The following is an 18978-nucleotide window of genomic DNA, read 5'->3' on the forward strand; positions in this document are numbered from 1 at the left end:
CCACACAATACTGTCGTCCTCCGCGAAAGCGGGGGACCCAGTACACCGCGGCTTTTCGGTTATATCATTGGCGTCTCTGGAATACTGGGTCGCCCGGTCAAGCCGGGCGATGACACCTGAATATGTGCTCGCGTTCTCGCGACGCATTGCGCCCGAGGTTTGTGAGTAACTTCCTTGCCCTCTCATAGAGAGGGCGCAGGGAAGACCGGGTGCGCGCTGCACCCGCGGTCCCGTGTGCGATTAGCACAAGAAATGCTGCACACGAGCATACAGGGCAGCGGAGAACACCCGGCCTTCCCTGCGCAATGGCTTTACGGCTTATGCCGTGATCTCCCCGGAGACGAGTTCTTGGTTGACTCCGTCGCTGCCGTTCCCGCTTGCGCTTCTCCGACAGCTTGACGCCTGCAACGGGCGCCAGGACCACACGGTTTTGCCGTACGCCCGTCCACGCCGTCGTCAGACGTGAACCAGCGTCCACCGCAACCCGTCCAACGTCCGTGACGACGGCCGACGCCCTCTGAGTGGGACGGGATGGCGATAGATGCGCACTGATTTGGGTCGGACGACAACAGAATTATTTTTGATTTGCAGAAATTTTCTGCTTGACATGATTTCTGTAAACCGGAAGTTATTTGCCCGTCGGGTTGTTTTGTCACACTCAACCGTCATTGCGAGCCAACGGCTCCCAATGACGGAACGACCGCGTCGCCCTCGGACGGCAGCAACAGGAACCAAACCCAACACCAACCGTTGAAACTCCGAAACCAAAACCCTCGGAGATTGTCATGGCCCCTCGCGCCTATTGGAAAGGCTCGCTGAAACTGTCGCTGGTGTCATGCCCGATCGCGCTGTATCCGGCCTCGACCTCTGCCGAGAAAACCCGCTTCCACATGATCAACAGGGAGACCGGCAACCGGCTGAAGCAGCAGATGGTGGATGCCGAAACCGGCGATGTCGTCGAGAGCGACCAGAAGGGCCGCGGCTACGAGCTGAAAAAGGGCGAGTATGTCGAGGTCGAGAAAGAGGAGCTGGAGGCCGTCCAGATCGAGAGCAACCACACCATCGACATCGACAGCTTCGTGCCCCGTGACGAGATCGACAAGCGCTATCTCAACAACCCCTATTATATCGCGCCGGACGGCAAGGCCGGTATCGACGCCTTTGCCGTGATCCGCGACGCCATGAAGGACCAGGACCGCGTCGCGCTGGCGCGCATCGTGCTCACCAACCGCGAGCACATCATCGCGATCGAACCGCTCGGCAAGGGCTTGCTCGGCACCACGCTGCGTTACCCCTACGAGCTGCGCGACGAGGACAGCTATTTCGACGACATCAAGAATCCGAGGATATCGAAAGACATGATCGAACTCGCCAGCCACATCCTCGATACCAAGGCGGCGCATTTCGATCCGTCGAAGTTCAAGGACGAATACGAAAACGCGCTGAAGGCGCTGGTCCGCCGCAAGGCCTCCGGCAAGCCGGTGAAGGCCGCCCCGCGTGAGGAGAAGGCGGATAACGTCATCAACCTGATGGACGCGCTGAAACAGAGCCTGAAAGGCAAGGCTGCTACCAAGCGGCGGGCGAGCGCGCCGGCCTCGCGCCGGGCCCCGCAACGGCGCGCGGCGAAGAAGGCGCACCGGTCGGCGGCGCGGGCCCGCAAGGCGGGGTGATTTCGAAAACGCAGCCCACTCATTCGTCATGCCCGGGCTTGAACCGGGCATCCACGACTTCCTTTAGCTTGCAGCAAAGACGTGGATGGCCGGGTCAAGCCCGGCCATGACGAGAATGGGAACGCGACAATTACTTCTTCGCCTTCCGCTTCTTCGACGTCTTCCGCTTCTTGGCTGTCTTCTTGGCCTTCTTCGGCACCTTCTTGCCCTTGGCCCGCGCCTCGGAAAGTCCGATCGCGATCGCCTGCTTCCTGCTCTTCACCGTCCTGCCGGAACGGCCGCTCTTCAAGGTGCCGGCCTTACGTTTCTTCATTGCGCGCTTAACGTCGGTGGACGCTTTCTTCGAGTACTTTCGTGCCATGGATGACCTCCCGGTTGCCGGGAAATCAATCGTCGCATTACACGAAGGTTCCCGCCCAAAATCCTCACGCCATCGCGGCATGGAGTTCGGCCGGGTTTTTCGCGGCCCGCAATCGCGCAAGCGTATCCGGCGATCTCAGCGTTCGGGCGACCAGCGCCAGGGCGGTGAGCGCTTCGCTCTCCACTGCCGCAGGCAGCAGCAGGACGAACACCACGTCCACCGCTCGTCCGTCGATGGCATCAAATTCGATGCCCTGCTTCAGCTTTGCAAGCAGCCCATAGGGCCGCTTCAAGCCCGTCAGCCGGGCGTGCGGAATGGCGATGCCGTTGCCGGTCCCCGTCGATCCCAGTTCTTCCCGCTTCAGGAGATGCGACGTCACCTGATCGACGGCCAAACCGAGATTGGCTGCGGCCATGGCCGCCAATTCCTGCAACAGCGGCCCCTTCTGCGAGGCCCGAACGTCGATCATGACGTCGGTTGGCGATAGCAGATCGGAAATCTTCATCGTAACTCCAGGCCGGCCGCTGCATGTTAATCCGGCGCGCGCAGCCGATAGCCTATTCCGGTTTCAGTCAGAACGAACTGCGGGCGCTCCGGATCCATCTCGATCTTCTGCCTGACCTGGCGCACATAGACCCGCAGATATTGCGCGTCAGTCAACTCATCCCACAGCTCCTTCAGCAGGAACCGGTGGGTCAGCACCTTGCCGGCATGCTGAACCAGCACGCGCAGTAATTCATACTCCTTGGGTGACAATTTGACATCCTTGTCACCCACTTTGACGATGCGGCGCACAAGATCGACCGAAAGATCACCGGATCGAAATACCGGTCGTTCGCCATGAACCTGCAACTGATGCCGCAGCGCGGCGCGCATGCGGGCGAGCAGTTCGTCCATTCCGAACGGCTTGGTGAGATAATCGTCGGCGCCGAGATCGAGCGCCTGCACCTTGCCGACCTCGTCGCCGCGGCTCGACAGCACAATGACCGGAACGCTGTCGTTGCGTCCGCGGATCATGCGCAGCAATTCATGGCCCTGGATATCCGGCAATCCGAGATCGAGAATGATCAAAGCGGGATCCTGCGCAAGCAGTTCAAGCCCGATCTTGCCGTTGGAAGCTTCCAGGATCTCGTAGCCCTGCGTGCTCAGTCCCATCCGCAGCAGTTTACGGATCGGCGGCTCATCGTCGATCACCAGGACCTTGATCGGCGCGGCACTCATGCGGCGGTGTCCAGTGCATCTGATACGGCCGGGACCGGCAAGCGGATCGTCAGCACGGCGCCGCTCCGGTCAAGCCGGTTGGCGGCCGAGATCGTGCCATGCATCGCCTCGACAAAGCCGCGCGAAATCGCCAGGCCAAGGCCGGTGCCCGGACGGACGTGATCGCCCTTTTGCGCGCGATGGAACTTGTCGAATATCATATCCACCTCCTCGGGCGGTATACCATCGCCTTCGTCAATGATCTGCAGGGACACCCAATCCCTTTCCCGCGAACCCCTGATCGAAATCATGGTGTTGGCCGGCGCATATTTCGCCGCGTTGTCCAGCAGATTAAACAGCACCTGCTCGAACAGCACCGCGTCAAGCTGCAGCATCGGCAAGTCGGCGGCAAGCTCGAGCGAAACCTTGTGGCCTCCAAGAATCTTGCTGGCGCGCCGAAGCACGCTGCCGACGATCTCGCCGATATCATGCAGCGCCGTATTAGGCACCACGGCGCCGGATTCCAGCTTTGTCATGTCGAGAAGGTTGGCGATGAAGCGGTTGAGCCGTTCGGACTCGTCGATCACGGTTGCCAGCAGATCCCGCTTTTCGGTGTCGCTCAGGCCGCTGTCAAGGTCCCGTATCGCGCTTGCGGCGCCGAGCACCGAGGCCAGCGGTGTCTTGAGATCGTGCGAGATCGAGGTCAACAGCGCCGAGCGCAGACGATCCGACTCCACGGTGCGCTTGACGCGATCCATATCCTCAACCAGCAGCACGCGCTCGATCGCCAGCGCGCCCTGATCCATCAAGGCATCGAGCAAGCGGCGTTGATCCGGGGTGAGCAACGGCCCGGTCTTATCATCATCGATGCCGATGACGCCGATCGGTCCGCGTCCGGTCCGCATCGGCAGGAACAGGCGCTTGGCGCCCGGCAGCGTATCGGCGCCGCGCCCGGCGGCGCGGTCGTTGCCCCATGCCCAGTTCGCGGCGGCGAGATCGGCCTGATCGAGCTGATCTTCGGGCGGATAGCCGGCCTTGACGGTGATGATGCCGTCCTCAGGCAACAGCAGCACTACCCGCACCTTCAACATCAAGGCCGTCTGGTAGGCGGTCGCCCACAACACGTCGTCGAGTGTCGCGGTGCCCGCGAGCTTGCGGCTGAAGGCGTAGAGCGATTCCGTGGTGCGGACCCGGCCCATCGCGGTCACAGCCTGTGTTCGTACCCGCGCTGCGACGTTGGAGACCAGGATCGCAATCAGCATGAAGAAGAAGAAGGCGGTGACATTGGGTGGATCGGTGATCGTGAAATTATAGAGCGGCGGCAGAAAGAAGAAATTGTAGCAAAGCGAGCCCACCACGCTTGCAAAAATCGACGGCAACAGCCCGTAACGGACGGCAGCCCCGACCACGGCCGTCAGGAACACGAGGTCGACGTTTTCGATGCCGAGCCGCGGATGAACCAGCAGGCCGGCACCGAGCGCAATGGCGACGAACGTCAGGGATATTGCATAGGGAATCGGATCGAACGGCTCCTGCCGTTCGGCCGTGCGCACCGTGTTCTTCGGAACGGGTTCGGCCGCGAGCTCCTCGCCGGCGATGACGTTGACGGTGATATTGCCGGCGCGGCGCACCAGATCGTGCACGACCGAGCCGCGCGTGAGTTCAAACCACCACGAACGCGTCGACTTGCCGATGATGATCTGGGTCACATTGTTGGCTTGCGCGAACTGGACCACGTCATCGGCAATGCGCCGCCCGACACCGGGAACGGTGATAGCCTCGCCACCGAGCGCTTCGGCGAGCCGCAGCGTGTCGGCCAACCGGTCGCGCTGCTCGTCGGTCAGTTGCAGGCTGCGCCGCGTCTCGATGCTGATCGCCGTCCATTGCGCGTGCAACCGGTCGGCCAGCCGCTTGGTGTAGCGCACCAGCCCCGCCGATCGCGGATCCTCACTGATGCAAACCAGAACCCGCTCGCCTGCGGCCCAGGGCCCGGCGATCGCGTTGGCTTGCATGTGGGTCAGGAGTTGCTCGTCGACACGTTCGGCGGTGCGTCGCAAGGCCAGTTCGCGCAGCGCAGTCAGATTGCCCGGTGAGAAATAGTGCTCGAGCGCGCGTTCAGCCTGCTTGGGGACATAGACCTTGCCCTCCTTCAGCCGCTGGATCAAATCATCCGGCGTGAGGTCGATCAGCTCGATGGCGTCGGCGCGGTCGAACACCTTGTCCGGCACGGTCTCTCGCACCCGCACATGCGTGATCTGCGCGACCACGTCATTGAGACTCTCGATGTGCTGGATGTTGACCGCCGTATAGACATCGATGCCGTGGGACAGCAGCTCCTCGACGTCGAGGTAGCGCTTGGGATGGCGGCTGCCCGGCGCGTTGGTGTGAGCGAGTTCGTCGACCAGGGCAATCTGCGGACGCCGCGCGATCAGGGCATCGAGGTCCATCTCCTGGAGAATCTGGTCCTTGTATTCCAGCTTCTTGCGCGGAATGACCTCAAGCCCATGCAGCAGCGCCTCGGTCTCTGCCCGGCCGTGGGTCTCGACCACGCCGACCACGACATCTATCCCGGCCTTCCTCTTGGCATGGGCGCTTTGCAGCATCTCGTAGGTCTTGCCGACGCCGGGGGCGGCGCCGACGAATATCTTGAGCTTCCCGGCCCGATCGTTCTCGCGGCGCGCAGCCTCCAGCAGCGCGTCCGGCGAGGGTCGTTTTTCATGATCTTGGCGCTGATTTGCCATGCGGCAATTATAGTCATGTCATCCGGCGCGGCCTAGCTCCCGTCATTTGGCTGTGGCGGCATCCAGCGCCAGATTCAGCGCCAGAACGTTAACCCTGACCTCGCCGAGCAATCCAGCCATGCGGCCCTGGGTGTGCTCCGTGACCAGCTGGCGGACGCGCTCTTCCGGCATCTTCCGCGCCTTTGCCACCCGCGGCACCTGGAATAGCGCCGCCGCCGGCGAGATGTCGGGATCGAGGCCGCTGGCAGAGGTCGTGACGAGGTCGACGGGGACGGAAGCGTTGGGGTTTTCGGCCTTCAGCTTGTCGACATCCTCCTTGAGCCGGTCGGCCAAAGCCTTGCTGGTCGGGCCGAGGTTGGAGCCGCCGGAATTGGCAGCATTATAGGGCGCCGATACCGTCTTGCTGGAATCGGCGGGGTCCGGCGCCGAGGTCGCCGAGGGCCGCCCGTGGAAATATTTGTCTTCCTTGAACTCCTGCCCGATCAGGGCCGAGCCGATCACCTTGCCATCCTTCTCGATCAGGCTGCCTTGCGCCTGCTTCGGAAAGATCACGCCGGCAATCGCGGTCATCGCGAGCGGATAGGCGAGACCGGTGATGGCGGTTAGCAAGAGCAGCAGGATGATGGCGGGGCGAATTTCGCGAAGCATGGTGTGTCTCCTCAGGCCAGGTTCAAAGCGGTGACCACGAGATCGATCGCCTTGATGCCGATAAAGGGAATGATGATGCCGCCGAGACCATAGATCAGCAGGTTTCGGCGCAGCAGCGCGCCGGCGCCGACGGCACGGTAGGCGACGCCTTTCAGCGCCAGCGGAATCAGCGCGATGATGACAAGCGCGTTGAAGATGATCGCCGACAGGATCGCGCTTTGCGGGCTCGCCAGATGCATGACGTTGAGCACCTCGAGCTGCGGATAGAACGCCAGAAACATCGCGGGGATGATGGCGAAATACTTCGCGACGTCGTTGGCGATCGAGAACGTGGTCAGCGCACCCCGCGTCATCAATAGCTGCTTGCCGATCTCGACCACCTCGATCAGTTTTGTCGGATTGGAATCGAGATCGACCATGTTGCCGGCTTCGCGCGCGGCCTGGGTGCCGGTGTTCATGGCGACGCCGACGTCCGCTTGCGCCAGCGCGGGCGCGTCGTTGGTGCCGTCGCCGCACATCGCCACCAGCTTGCCCTTGGCCTGCTCGTCGCGGATCAGCTTCAGTTTGTCCTCGGGGGTTGCCTGAGCGAGGAAGTCATCGACGCCGGCCTCGGCCGCGATCGCGGCTGCCGTCATCGGGTTGTCGCCAGTGATCATCACCGTGCGGATACCCATGCGGCGGAGTTCAGCAAAGCGCTCACGGATGCCGCCCTTGACGATGTCCTTGAGGTGGATGATTCCGAGCAGGCGGCCGTCCTTGGCGACAGCCAGCGGCGTGCCGCCTTCCTTTGCGACTTCGTCCGCGATGGCCTGGAGTTCGCGGGCAGCTTCGGTACCGACCGAAGGCTGGATCGCACGAACCGCGTTGCCGCTGGCCATGGACTGCGCGGTGCCGCCGCCGATGTAATTGAGGATCGCCTCCACTGCACCCTTGCGGACGGACGATGAACCGGCGTCGATGCCGCTCATGCGGGTTTGCGCAGTGAAAGGCACGAACGTCGCCGCAAGCTCCTTCATGTCGCGGCCGCGGATGCCGTATTTCTCCTTGGCCAGCACCACGATGGAGCGGCCCTCAGGCGTCTCGTCGGCGAGCGACGCCAGTTGCGCCGCATCGGCCAGCTCCTGCTCGGTCACGCCGCGGACCGGGCGAAACACCGTTGCCTGCCGGTTGCCGAGCGTGATCGTGCCGGTCTTGTCGAGCAGCAGGGTATCGACGTCGCCGGCGGCCTCGACCGCGCGGCCGGACATCGCCAGCACGTTGAAGCGCACCAGCCGGTCCATGCCGGCGATGCCGATCGCCGACAGCAATGCGCCGATGGTGGTCGGGATCAGCGTCACGAACAGCGCCACCAGCACGACCACGGAAATCGAGCCGCCGGCATAGGCGGCATAGCTCGGGATCGTCACGGTCGCGAACACGAAGATGATGGTGAGACCCGCAAGCAGGATGTTGAGCGCGATCTCGTTCGGCGTCTTCTGCCGCTCGGCGCCTTCCACCAGCCTGATCATGCGGTCGATGAAGGTCGAGCCCTGCGCCGCGGTGATGCGGACACGGATCCAGTCCGACAGCACCTGGGTGCCGCCGGTCACCGCCGAGCGGTCGCCGCCGGATTCCCGGATCACGGGCGCGGATTCGCCTGTGATCGCAGCCTCGTTGACGGAAGCGACGCCCTCGATCACTTCGCCGTCGGACGGGATGTTGTCGCCGGCTTCGACCAGAACGATATCGCCGACTTTCAGCGCGGTGCCGGGCACCAGGCGAAACGTCTTGTCCGAACCCGTCAGCAGCTTGGCCTGGCTCTCGGTGCGGGTCTTCTTCAGCGATTCAGCCTGCGCCTTGCCGCGACCTTCCGCCACCGCTTCCGCGAAATTGGCGAACAGCACCGTGAACCACAGCCACAGGATGATCTGGAACGTGAAGCCGAGGTTCGCGCCGCCGGTGAGGAGATCGCGCACAAATATGATTGTGGTCAGCGCCGCCACAATCTCGACCACGAACATCACCGGGCTCTTGATCATCAGCCGCGGGTCGAGCTTGACGAACGACGACCTGATCGCCGGCACCAGGATCTTCGGGTCAAGCATCGCCGAGGCCGTCGCCTTTTTCTGCAGTTTCATGGCTTCCATGGACGTAACTCCGAAGAGGGATCGATCAGAACAGATTGTTGGCGTTCATCGCGAGATGCTCGACGATCGGCCCGAGCGCCAGCGCCGGGAAGAAGGTGAGACCGCCGATGATCAGGATCACGCCGACGACGAGGCCGACGAACAGGCCACCGGTGGTCGGCAGCGTGCCGGCTGATGGCGGGATCGACTTCTTGGCCGCCAGCGATCCCGCGATGGCCATCGCCGGCACGATCATGAAGAAGCGGCCGACGAACATCGAACTGGCCAGCGTCAGATTGTAGAAGAAGGTGTTGCCGGTCAGGCCGCCGAACGCCGAACCGTTGTTGCCGGTCGCCGAGGTGAAGGCATAGAGCACCTCGGTAAAGCCATGCGGCCCGGCATTGGCCATCGACGCCACCGCCGGCGGGAACACCACGGCGACAGCAGTCCAGCCGAGATACATCAACGGCAGCACCAGGATCGCAAGCATCGCCATCTTGACCTCGCGCGCCTCGATCTTCTTGCCGACATATTCCGGCGTACGGCCGACCATCAGCCCGGCGACGAAGATCGCCAGCACGACGAACAGCAGCATGCCATAGAGGCCGGCGCCGACGCCGCCGACGATGATCTCGCCGAGCTGCATGTTGATCAGCGGGATCATGCCGCCGAGCGCGGTGAACGAGTCATGCATGGCGTTGACCGCGCCGCAGGAGGCCGCCGTGGTGATCACGGCGAACAATGAGGATGCAACGATGCCGAAACGGATTTCCTTGCCTTCCATGTTGCCGCCGGTCAGCCCGAGCGTGCTGAGCGTCGACGTACCGTTGGCCTCGGCCCAATAGGTGATGGCGACGCCCGCGAGGAACAGCACGCCCATGACGCCGAGGATCGCCCAGCCCTGGCGCTGGTCGCCGACCATACGGCCGAACACGTTGGTCATGGCGGCGCCGATCACAAAGATCGAAAGCATCTGCACGAAGTTCGACAGCGCGGTGGGGTTCTCGAACGGATGCGCGGCGTTGGCGTTGAAGAAGCCGCCGCCGTTGGTGCCCAGCATCTTGATCGCGACCTGCGAGGCGACCGGGCCGACCGCGATGGTCTGCTTGCCGCCTTCCAGCATCGTGGCGTCGACATAGGCGCCCAGCGTCTGCGGCATGCCCTGCCAGACCAGGAACAGCGTGTAGACCACGCAGATCGGCAGCAGCACGTAGAGTGTACAGCGCGTGACGTCGACCCAGAAATTGCCGATGGTGCGCATCGAGGAACGCGAAAAACCGCGGATCAGCGCCACCGCGAGCGCGATACCGGTCGCGGCCGACAGGAAGTTCTGGTGCGTCAGGCCCAGCATCTGGACCAGATAGGACAGCGTGCTTTCGCCGCCGTAGTTCTGCCAGTTGGTGTTGGTGATGAAGGAGATCGCGGTGTTGAACGACAGATCCGGGGCGACCGCGGACTGATCCTGCGGATTGAACGGCAACAGCGCCTGCAGCCGCATCAGTCCATAGATGATCAGGAAGCCGCCGACATGGAACAGCAGCATCGCGACCGTATAGGTCAGCCAATGCTGCTCGCGCTTCTCATCGACGCCGCCGATCCAGTACAGTCCGCGTTCGACCGGCCGCAGCACGGGCGACAGAAAGGTGGACTCGCCGTTAAAGACGCGGGTCATGTACCAGCCGAGCGGTTTGACCAGCGCGACCACGATGGCGCAGTACAGGAAAATTTGAATCCAGCCGATGACGGTCATGGTCGGGAATCCTTCAGAATCTTTTTGCAGGCAGCAGCAGGTGAATGAGCGCAATCAGCAGCGCCGAGGTAACGACAAACGCCAGAACGACTTGGACCAGCGTGATCATGGCGCCCTCAGAAGCGTTCGGGCCGCAGCAGCGCGTAGGTCAGGTAGAACAAGAGACCCAACGACACGAGCCCGGCGAGCGAATAATCGAAGATCATGGCCTTACCCTCACAACCGTTCGCAGGCGTAGGCGTAACCGATGCCCGCCAGGAAGAAGCCTGCGCCTAGCACCAGCATGATAATGTCCAGCATGGGATGTTCCTGTGCGACATGAGCCGCGGGCCGAACGGACGGCTCGCTTTGGATGGCTGAAGTGCCACCTTGCGCATAGGTTTTCGAGATGGGGGCAATGGCGACGTTATAGGAATCTCATAAGGATCATCCCTTCCCTCTCCCCTTGTGGGAGAGGGTGGATCGGCGGCGCGAAGCGACGACGAGACGGGTTCGCGCCGTGGATAGAGACCCCTCATCCGGCACGGACTTCGTCCGCGCCACCTTCTCCCACAAGGGGAGAAGGGAAGAATCCCACTTATGAAATCCCTATTTCTTCGTCCCTCGCCGCATCTCGTTTTCAAATGGCGTTCTGACCACCTTGGACCCACGGCTGCGGTGGCAGTCGCCCCACGAGTGAGACATAGCCATGTTTATTCTCGCAGAATCCCAAACCCCCGCTGAACTCGGTGACCGGCTGCGCAACGCGTATGCCGTGACCGCTGAATTCCTTTCCGACATCGTCAGCCAGACCTGCCGGCGCTTTCCGTCCGTGAGCCAGAGCGGCAAGACCGCCCGCATTGAGCGTCTGATTCAATCCGGCGCCTGGACCGATGCCGCGCTGGCCCTGATCGACCTGGAATTGCCGCAATGGCAGCTGCGCCGTATTGCTTACGACGAAGGCGAATGGCACTGCGCGCTGTCGCGCGAACGCGAATTGCCGGACTGGCTCGATCAATCGGCCGAGGGCCGTCACGCCGATCTGGCGCTGGCGATCCTGAGCGCCTTCGTCGAGGCGCAGCGCCTCAGCGCGCGGACAGACCGGACCAGCGTCCCGATGGTGCCACAAAAGGCAGACGCATTTTACCAGCCGGTCCTGAGCGACAATTTCGCCTGAAGCCGCGAGCAAACCTTGGCGCAGCTCCCGAACCTGCCGCGAGAACTGAAATCGATCCAGGTACTGGCTCGCTTTTCCCTGCGCATGGCCATTCTGATGGCTTTCGCGGCGTTCGACAGCATCGGATTCGCCAGAAGCCTCGTCGCATTGCTGTGGATGGCCGCCATCCTCAGCGCCGTCGTTGGCGCCATGCGGCGCGAGCCGCCATTCGACACGGTTCTCAACCACTGGGATGAACTGATGGCCTACGCAGCCTTGTGCAGCCTGGCCGTCGGCTTCATCCGAACCGCTCCGGTTTGAAGCGCCCGACGCGCGATCCTATGCGGCTCCTATGCGATCGCCGTCCCACCACTCTCGAATTCATATCCAGCCGGGAAGATATTGGCGGCATGAGCCAAGCCGTCTCTCAGATCGCGCGGCTCACCACTAGAAGGAATACCAACGTGAAGCTCGTCGAACCTCCCTCGTGTAGCTCTCCCTCTGCAATCGTCTTCATCGGCAGGAACCGGCGCGGCCAATGGGTCGCCCAGGAACAAAACGGTCTTTATGGCGGCCTGTTCGTCAGCCGTGCGCAAGCCGTCAAATATGCGCTGTTCGAGAACGGCCGTCATCCCGAAAGCATCGTCGAACTGGCGCGCGAGATCGAACTCGACATGGGCGAAGCGCCCACGATCTCCAGCGCCGTTCGGCGTGTCGCGTAGCCGGCCGATCGGATACCCGTTTCCAGGAGAGTGTGATGGTTCAGCTTCATTCGGTTGCGGAGCGGGAGCAGGTGGTCGATACCATGATTGGCCTCACGCGCCTGGCACATCTGCACCGCGCGATCATTGCGGGCAGCAGCAGCATGGAATTCTATCTTGCGCTGCGACGGCGCGGCTTCCCGCGCGTAGCCACCGCCCAAACCTGCCGGATTCCGAAAGGCCAGCACCCCGTCGGGCTGATCGCGGGAAGCAACTCCCTCCAGGCAATCGAAGCCGCGATGGTGGAGCTATTGCCGTTCCTTGGCACCAGCGCCGCCATCGCGGTCCTGATCGACTGTCGGGAAACCGGTGCCGGCCTGCGCATCCGGGAAAGGCTGGAGCAGATGGGCTTTCGAATCGAAGCCGGTGTCAGGTGCCAGGAGGGGTTCGTACTGTCAGCCATCCGGCACGGTTTTGGCCAGATGGAAAAGGCGGCGTGAATCCCCATGACGTCGATTTCAACTCCCGCCACCTGGCTGGCGGGCTACATACCCGACATTCCCACCCCGTTCGATGAACACGGCGCCGTGGATCTGGCAACCCTTGCGATGCTGTGCGAGCGCCAGGTTGACGCCTGCGTCAGCGCCATCCTGGTCAGCGAAACCACCGGTGAAGCCTCGACGCTGACACCTGCGGAACAGGAAGGCATTATTCGCACCGCCGTCAGAGCGGCGCGGGGCCGCGTCCGTGTCGTAGCCGGCGCCGGATCCAATTCGACCAGCCACGCGATCGAGCTGGCGCAGCGCGCTGAAGCGGCCGGCGCCGATGCGGTGCTTTCGGTGGTGCCTTACTACAACAAGCCGATGCAGGCCGGCATTCAGGCCCATTTCAGGGCGATCGCGATCTCCACCGCGCTGCCGATCATCCTGCACGACGTTCCATCGCGGACCATGCGCGAACTGTCCGATGACACGCTGTTGCGGCTCGCCCACTCAAAACACTTCATCGGGTTGAGGGATGCGACCGGCGACATCGCCCGGCTATGCCGGTTGCGTCAGCTTCTGCCCGCGGGCTTTCGACTATTGTCCGGCGACGACACGACGGCGCTGCCCTTTATCGCCAACGGCGGGGACGGTTGTATTTCCGTTGTCTCCAACGTCGCGCCGGAACTGTGCCAGGCGGTATTCTCCAATTGCCGGCTGGCGCGGCCGCAGACCGCGCGATACCTGCACAACCGCCTGTTGCCACTGACCGCCTGCCTTGCGAATGAAAGCCCGGCGGCGCTGAAATACGCGCTTTTCCTGCTCGGCTTCATGTCCCCGGCCACCCGCCTGCCCATCGTCGAACTCACCGACGACGCGAAAGCGGAAGTCGCGAGCGCGATCGCAGCAATCGGCGACGAGGATATCGCCTGCCCGGTCGAGCACTGGCACGGGCCTCGGCTTCACGAGGATGCCGTGACGGCGTCCCAGGCACGGCACGGATGACTTCCGAGTTTCATGGCACGGATTGGTTTGCCGCCACGCTACGCGCCTGGCAACTGGCGATGCTGCGCTATGCCGTGACGCTTGATAACGCCGACCGGCTGGCCGTGCTCCGGATCGCCCGTGAAATCGACGGGCTCCATCCGCGGCAGGACGGCAGCTCCGAGTTCGAATTTTTTCGCCGCACCAGCGCAGAGCTTTGCGCGGCGATCCTGCAACCGAATGAGCGCGCGCCCGCGGTACTCCAGCAATATCTGGGGCGGCTTGACGATGACCGTCTCAAGCGGGCCTTTGCAGCTGCGATCGATGCCAGTCCGCAGCCGGTCGTCTCTCCGATCAGCCGGGCCGCTCGACAGCGCAACGAGCTGTGGAAGGGGCTTTCCTCCCGCAGCAATCATTGAGCGCGGGAGTCATCAAGCCTGCAGTGCGTGGCCGGATCGAGGCCTCGCGTTCAACCGAGCGACCCGCGCCCAAGACGCCCTTGAAAGAGACTGCGCTTCAACGGCCGTGCTTCTCCCGCCATTTCGGTCCGGGACCGCGCATGTAGTGATCTTCCGGACGATATTTCACGACCTCGCCGTCCCAGGATGGACTCAGAAACGTGACCACGACACCGATAACGCGGCGCATTTGAGAAACAAGGGCCGATGCCCGGAATGGAAGCTGCCGCATGTAATCCTCCACGCGAACGATGAGCCTGGGAGCGACAAAGCCGCTGCTTTCAGCCCTTATTGGACCGGTCGTAGCGATAACCGCGAAGCGCAATCTCGCGCTCGATACGGCGCATCTTTGAATCGGCGATGGCCTCGATCATGCTTTTCAGGAAACCGTTGACGCGGCCCAACGCACCGCGCGTGCGTACGCTTTCATGCTGGATCCGGCCAAACCGGTAATCGCTGGTGATCAAGTGAGCCATCTTGTATCTCCACGGTCGGCTCGCTGCGCGAGCATCAGACGCTGAAGATGCGCAGGCCGGCATAGGAAATCGAGGCAGACTTCCGCACGTTCGCATAGCCGCGGCATAAGCGGCGGCCCGGATCGCGGCGACACCATTCCATCTCCGGAATTCCTATAACTTTCCTATGAGATGGGATGCCCTTTCATCTCGCAAACCTATGGCATCAACGGCACATCGAAGACCTCCGAGCTTTCAGGAGGGCCGCGCGGGCCGGTCAATTGTTGGCGCACAGCCAACAAGATCAACGATGAGGATTTGGACATGACGATGCTGACCCATCCTGGCAGCCGATACAAACCCGCCTCCTATCTATCAGGACGGCCGGAGATATCGGGCGCGATTACGGGTGGCGGACACATTGCGATGCTCAGGCGATTCTGCCTCTCCGCTCTTGTGGTCCTGCTCATAGGTGGTGGGGTAGCCGGCATCATCGCGCTCAAGACCATGATCGCCCTTTCGCGCATCAGCTATTGATGCAGGCCGAACGACGCGCGAAAAACGCTCTTAACAATCGCGTTCCAGGAGGCCGAACATACATTTGACCACAAATTCCCGGGTAGCTAGCCTTGCCGCGAACACGGCGTCGGCGCAGGTTTCAGCCGCGATCATTTGAGGGATGGAAGCCATGAACATAGCGCCGCAAGCGGGCACGACGCACGATCCCGTTGCTTCCGATGGCGTGGTCGCGGCCGGAGCCTATGTCGACGGCCGGCGGGTCGCCAATATCGCCATCGAGGAAGCTTCGAGCTGGCGCAGCAAGCCCGGCCATGTGGTCTGGATCGGGCTGCACGAACCGGACATGACGATCCTGACGAGCGTGCAGCAGCAGTTCCAGTTGCATGATCTTGCCATTGAAGACGCGAACAACGCCCATCAGCGGCCGAAGATCGAGCAATATGGCGACGGCCTGTTCATCGTGGCACGCACCGCGCAGCTCGTCGGCGACAGCATCGCGTTCGGCGAAACCCATCTGTTCGTCGGCGAAGGATATCTCGTCTCCGTTCGCCATGGCGCCTCGACGTCCTACGCGCCGGTGCGCGCGCGCTGTGAAAGCTGCCCGCGGGCGCTGGCCCGCGGTGAGGATTATATCCTCTACGCCATCCTCGATTTCATCGTCGACAACTACTCCCCGGTGCTCGAGACCATCCAGGAAGAGGTCGAAGCGATGGAGGAGCAGGTGCTCGCGAGCGCGATGACGCGGGCGCAGATCGAACGGCTCTATTTGTTGCGGCGCGATCTGTTGCGCCTGCGGAATGCGGTGGGACCTCTGGTGGAGGTCTGCCGCCGGCTTGAACACGACAATCTGCCGATGATCCGCCCCACCATGCAGCCGCTGTTCCGCGACGTCACGGACCACGTCCGCACCGTCCAGGAGCAGATCGACTCGCTCCGCGAAGTCCTCGCTTTTGCCTTCGAGGCGAGCCTGCTGGTGGGTCAGGCCCAGGAAACCGCGGTCTCCAAGAAACTCGCCTCATGGCTTGCCATCATCGCGGTCCCGACCGCGATCGCCGGCATCTACGGCATGAACTTCAAGCACATGCCGGAACTGGAGTGGGAGTATGGCTACTTCGCCATTATCGGCACGATCCTGACCGTTTGCGCAGGCCTGTTCTGGCGCTTCCGGCGTGCCGGATGGCTGTAGCTGAACGGCCTACCTCGTTTTCGCAACGCAAACGGGTACCAACTTTGCCCAAGACGCTATAGAATGCCGTCGAGCCAGTGATTTGGCCGATGGATGAGCATCATGATTGCGACATCGATGAGTCGAATAATCGTACCGTCCATGGTCGCGGCATGTAGTGTGGCGGCCATCGTCGCCATCTATTACGTCCGCCACGAGCCGCGGGTCGATACCAGGGCCGCAACCGCCGCGCCGACGATCTCGAAGCCGGCATTGGACGCCCCCAAGCAGGGAGCGCTTGCAGCGGCGCAAGCGGAAGCAAACGCCGTGACCGCCACGCTGGGCGGACCGCCGCCGCCGGACAGCGTGCCGTCATTCGACATTGCCCGCATCGAGCCGACGGGCGAAGCTGTCATCGCCGGCCGGGCCATGCCGGGGGCAGCGGTGGAACTGCTGCGCAACGGCGAGGTCCACGATCGCGTGGTGGCGGATCAATCCGGACAATTCGTCATGGTTCCGCCCCGGCTTCCCTCAGGGACCTATGACCTGACGCTGCGGGCTAAAGAGCCGGACGGCAAGCAGACCTCGTCCAAACAGAGCGTGACGGTGGCGCTTGAGCCGAAATCAACCGACCGGCCGGTCGTTGCGTTGATGGCGCCGGACAAACCCACTGTCGTGCTGTCGCAGCCGGCTGCGCCAAAGCCGATGGCCGGTGCAGTGGTTGCGGAGACGGTTGAGATCGAGCCGGGCGGCAAGCTCCATGTCAGCGGCCGCGCCCGCCCCGGTGCCGCGGTGAAGCTTTATCTCAACGACAGCTTTATTGCGTCGGCAACGGCTGGCGCAGATGGACGTTTTGCGGTCACGATCAATGAGGGGGTCGCCTCCGGCAGCTACCGCGTGAGGCTGGACGAAATGGAGCAGAGTTCCGGCGCGGTGCGCGCACGCGCCGAGGTGCCGTTCAACGTTCCCGACACGATGGTCACGGCCTCCGTGCCGGCGCAGGCCACCGCGGCCAAGCGGCTGGAAGTTGCCGCTGCACGGCCGCCGGAGCTGGCGGCCGCCATGGCCGCCGTTCTGCCAGACAAGGACTCGCCGCCAGACAAGGGCTCGCCCTCCACCGTGGTCGTGCCGAAGATCAACACCACCACCGTCTCGCGCGGGGACAGCCTCTGGCGCATCAGCCAACTCTCCTACGGAGCGGGCACGCGCTACGCCGTCATTTACAAGGCGAATCGGGAACAGATCCGCAATCCCAACCTGATTTATCCCGGCCAGGTTTTTGTCGTTCCGATGCCTGAATCGCGGCCATAGCGTCTGCGCGAGAGATTGCGCGGCTTTCTAGCTCGCGCTCGATTAGAGCTTCGGTTCTGATTGAATCAGAACCGAAGCTCTAGACGCTTGTTTTGACGCGTTTTCTACCGCAGATGAGTCTACGCAATCTGCGCAAACTTGATTGCTATGCGAACCGGTATCCACTTCGCTCGAAAACGCTCTAGGTGCGGCGGTTCTGCTGGACGCGCATGACGACCGCCACGTCTCGGGTGAACGACTAGCTCTCTTCGCTCCGCCGCGGTCCACAGCCCGGCCTTGGCCCACACGGTGCCTCGGAGACCTTTCGGCTTTTAATCATTTGTGCCAAGGCGCCTTCACCTTGGTACGCTTCCCTGCGGGGCTTTGAGGCGGTACAACCCGCCTGTATTCTCCTGTGTAGCGGCTAAATGAAGTGTAGCGGTGCAGACCAGTGACAATATTTGATCGAATTCTCGACGCGGCCGCGGATAATCTCAGGATAGCGAAAATCCTGGTCCAGCTGGGCCTCGACCCCAACAACGTCACCTACGACGCGCTGTTCAATCGCCTGCTGGAGATTTTTCTCCACAATATCACCCTGGCCAACATGTTCGCCCTGGTCGGCGCCATCTTCTTCGTCGCCACCTTGCTGACGCAGACCATGGTGCCGCTGCGCGTCGCCAACATGATCGGTTGCGCATTCTTCGCCCTGTTCGGCGCGCTCACGGCATCCGTCACGACCTTCCTGTTGTATCTCCTGATGGTCCCCATCAATGCGTATCGCCTCCGACAGATGCTCGTTCTGGTGAAGAAGGCCCGCAGCGCAACGAAGGGCGATACCTCGCTGGAATGGCTCAAGCCGTTCATGACCGAGCGCAAATATCGCAAGGGCGATGTTCTGTTCAAAAAAGACGATGCCGCCCATGAGATGCTGCTGACCGTCACCGGAAAATTCCTGGTCAAGGAAATCAGCGTCGAACTTCCGCCGGGACGCCTGATGGGCGAATTTGGTTTCCTCACGCCCGATAACCGGCGCACGGCGACGATCGAGTGCATCGAGGATGGTCATGTGCTGACCATCACTTATGACAAGCTGCTCGAGATCTACTTTCAGAATCCGCAGTTCGGCTATTACTTCCTGGTCCTGACCAGCCAGCGCCTGTTGGAAAACATTGCGCGACTGGAAGGGATTGTCGCGCAACACAAGTCCTTGCAGCAGGCCGCGGCTGCGAACGGCCCCAACTGAGCAGCGCGCTAAAGCAGGATGATTCAGGTCTGGTTGTGAGCTGCGGAGGAGGTGCGCTCCCTCTCCCG

At 62.5% G+C, this 18978-nt stretch carries 21 protein-coding genes; 11 read left to right on the forward strand and 10 right to left on the reverse strand.

What is annotated here, in order from left to right; genetic code table 11:
- Positions 1-785 precede the first annotated feature (785 nt).
- Positions 786-1670, forward strand: a complete 885-nt coding sequence (gene ku / locus ABIE49_RS11560; RefSeq protein WP_192740126.1) for a non-homologous end joining protein Ku — start codon at positions 786-788, stop codon at positions 1668-1670.
- Between the two features lie 130 nt (positions 1671-1800).
- On the opposite strand, the gene ABIE49_RS11565 is transcribed toward ku, so the two are convergent.
- The 8 genes from ABIE49_RS11565 to ABIE49_RS11600 all read right to left on the reverse strand — a co-directional run bounded on the left by ABIE49_RS11565 (position 1801) and on the right by ABIE49_RS11600 (position 10681).
- A complete protein-coding gene (locus ABIE49_RS11565) occupies positions 1801-2031 on the reverse strand; it encodes a DUF6496 domain-containing protein (RefSeq protein WP_192740127.1) in 231 nt (76 codons plus the stop codon).
- Between the two features lie 64 nt (positions 2032-2095).
- Positions 2096-2536, reverse strand: a complete 441-nt coding sequence (locus ABIE49_RS11570; protein WP_192740128.1) for a PTS sugar transporter subunit IIA — start codon at positions 2534-2536, stop codon at positions 2096-2098.
- A gap of 26 nt (positions 2537-2562) precedes the next feature.
- Positions 2563-3252 (reverse strand): response regulator, encoded by a 690-nt coding sequence (locus ABIE49_RS11575; RefSeq protein ID WP_192740129.1) that lies wholly within the window; start codon positions 3250-3252, stop codon positions 2563-2565.
- A complete protein-coding gene (locus ABIE49_RS11580; RefSeq protein WP_192740130.1) occupies positions 3249-5972 on the reverse strand; it encodes a DUF4118 domain-containing protein in 2724 nt (907 codons plus the stop codon). The genes ABIE49_RS11575 and ABIE49_RS11580 overlap by 4 nt, the downstream gene beginning before the upstream one ends.
- A 42-nt stretch (positions 5973-6014) precedes the next feature.
- Positions 6015-6620 (reverse strand): K(+)-transporting ATPase subunit C, encoded by a 606-nt coding sequence (locus tag ABIE49_RS11585; RefSeq protein ID WP_192740131.1) that lies wholly within the window; start codon positions 6618-6620, stop codon positions 6015-6017.
- An 11-nt stretch (positions 6621-6631) separates the two neighbouring features.
- Positions 6632-8746: a potassium-transporting ATPase subunit KdpB gene (kdpB, locus tag ABIE49_RS11590; protein WP_192740132.1), complete on the reverse strand. Its 2115-nt coding sequence runs from the start codon at positions 8744-8746 to the stop codon at positions 6632-6634.
- A gap of 25 nt (positions 8747-8771) precedes the next feature.
- A complete protein-coding gene (kdpA, locus tag ABIE49_RS11595; RefSeq protein ID WP_192740133.1) occupies positions 8772-10475 on the reverse strand; it encodes a potassium-transporting ATPase subunit KdpA in 1704 nt (567 codons plus the stop codon).
- A gap of 116 nt (positions 10476-10591) precedes the next feature.
- Positions 10592-10681: a K(+)-transporting ATPase subunit F gene (locus tag ABIE49_RS11600; RefSeq protein ID WP_016846764.1), complete on the reverse strand. Its 90-nt coding sequence runs from the start codon at positions 10679-10681 to the stop codon at positions 10592-10594.
- A gap of 482 nt (positions 10682-11163) precedes the next feature.
- Here ABIE49_RS11600 and ABIE49_RS11605 point away from each other — a divergent pair, with 482 nt between their 5' ends.
- From ABIE49_RS11605 to ABIE49_RS11630, 6 genes are all read left to right on the forward strand, one after another.
- The gene (locus tag ABIE49_RS11605) at positions 11164-11631 is read left to right on the forward strand and encodes a hypothetical protein (RefSeq protein WP_192740134.1); all 468 of its coding nucleotides are present in this window, start codon (positions 11164-11166) and stop codon (positions 11629-11631) included.
- Between the two features lie 15 nt (positions 11632-11646).
- Positions 11647-11931 (forward strand): hypothetical protein, encoded by a 285-nt coding sequence (locus ABIE49_RS11610; RefSeq protein WP_354066759.1) that lies wholly within the window; start codon positions 11647-11649, stop codon positions 11929-11931.
- A 143-nt stretch (positions 11932-12074) separates the two neighbouring features.
- Entirely contained in the window at positions 12075-12332 is a 258-nt protein-coding gene (locus tag ABIE49_RS11615) for a hypothetical protein (protein WP_192740135.1), read from the forward strand.
- Between the two features lie 71 nt (positions 12333-12403).
- The gene (locus ABIE49_RS11620) at positions 12404-12811 is read left to right on the forward strand and encodes a hypothetical protein (protein ID WP_354066760.1); all 408 of its coding nucleotides are present in this window, start codon (positions 12404-12406) and stop codon (positions 12809-12811) included.
- A 6-nt stretch (positions 12812-12817) separates the two neighbouring features.
- The gene (dapA, locus tag ABIE49_RS11625; protein WP_192740137.1) at positions 12818-13798 is read left to right on the forward strand and encodes a 4-hydroxy-tetrahydrodipicolinate synthase; all 981 of its coding nucleotides are present in this window, start codon (positions 12818-12820) and stop codon (positions 13796-13798) included.
- A gap of 59 nt (positions 13799-13857) precedes the next feature.
- Entirely contained in the window at positions 13858-14196 is a 339-nt protein-coding gene (locus tag ABIE49_RS11630) for a hypothetical protein (RefSeq protein WP_192740138.1), read from the forward strand.
- Between the two features lie 97 nt (positions 14197-14293).
- Here the strand turns inward: ABIE49_RS11630 and ABIE49_RS11635 are convergent, their stop codons facing one another.
- Positions 14294-14467 carry a hypothetical protein gene (locus ABIE49_RS11635; RefSeq protein WP_192740139.1) on the reverse strand — a complete coding sequence of 58 codons (174 nt, stop codon included), beginning with the start codon at positions 14465-14467 and terminating at the stop codon, positions 14294-14296.
- A gap of 49 nt (positions 14468-14516) precedes the next feature.
- The gene (locus ABIE49_RS11640) at positions 14517-14711 is read right to left on the reverse strand and encodes a hypothetical protein (RefSeq protein WP_192740140.1); all 195 of its coding nucleotides are present in this window, start codon (positions 14709-14711) and stop codon (positions 14517-14519) included.
- A gap of 303 nt (positions 14712-15014) precedes the next feature.
- Between ABIE49_RS11640 and ABIE49_RS11645 the strand changes: the two genes are divergently transcribed.
- The 4 genes from ABIE49_RS11645 to ABIE49_RS11660 all read left to right on the forward strand — a co-directional run bounded on the left by ABIE49_RS11645 (position 15015) and on the right by ABIE49_RS11660 (position 18910).
- Positions 15015-15227 carry a hypothetical protein gene (locus ABIE49_RS11645; protein ID WP_192740141.1) on the forward strand — a complete coding sequence of 71 codons (213 nt, stop codon included), beginning with the start codon at positions 15015-15017 and terminating at the stop codon, positions 15225-15227.
- Positions 15228-15378: 151 nt separating this feature from the next.
- Entirely contained in the window at positions 15379-16395 is a 1017-nt protein-coding gene (locus ABIE49_RS11650; RefSeq protein ID WP_192740142.1) for a magnesium and cobalt transport protein CorA, read from the forward strand.
- A 117-nt stretch (positions 16396-16512) separates the two neighbouring features.
- Positions 16513-17685, forward strand: a complete 1173-nt coding sequence (locus ABIE49_RS11655; protein ID WP_354066761.1) for an Ig-like domain-containing protein — start codon at positions 16513-16515, stop codon at positions 17683-17685.
- A 430-nt stretch (positions 17686-18115) separates the two neighbouring features.
- Positions 18116-18910: a Crp/Fnr family transcriptional regulator gene (locus ABIE49_RS11660; RefSeq protein ID WP_192740144.1), complete on the forward strand. Its 795-nt coding sequence runs from the start codon at positions 18116-18118 to the stop codon at positions 18908-18910.
- Positions 18911-18978: the final 68 nt, after the last annotated feature.

It is taken from the genome of Bradyrhizobium sp. OAE829 (assembly GCF_040546575.1).
In the GTDB taxonomy this organism is placed as follows: Bacteria; Pseudomonadota; Alphaproteobacteria; order Rhizobiales; family Xanthobacteraceae; genus Bradyrhizobium.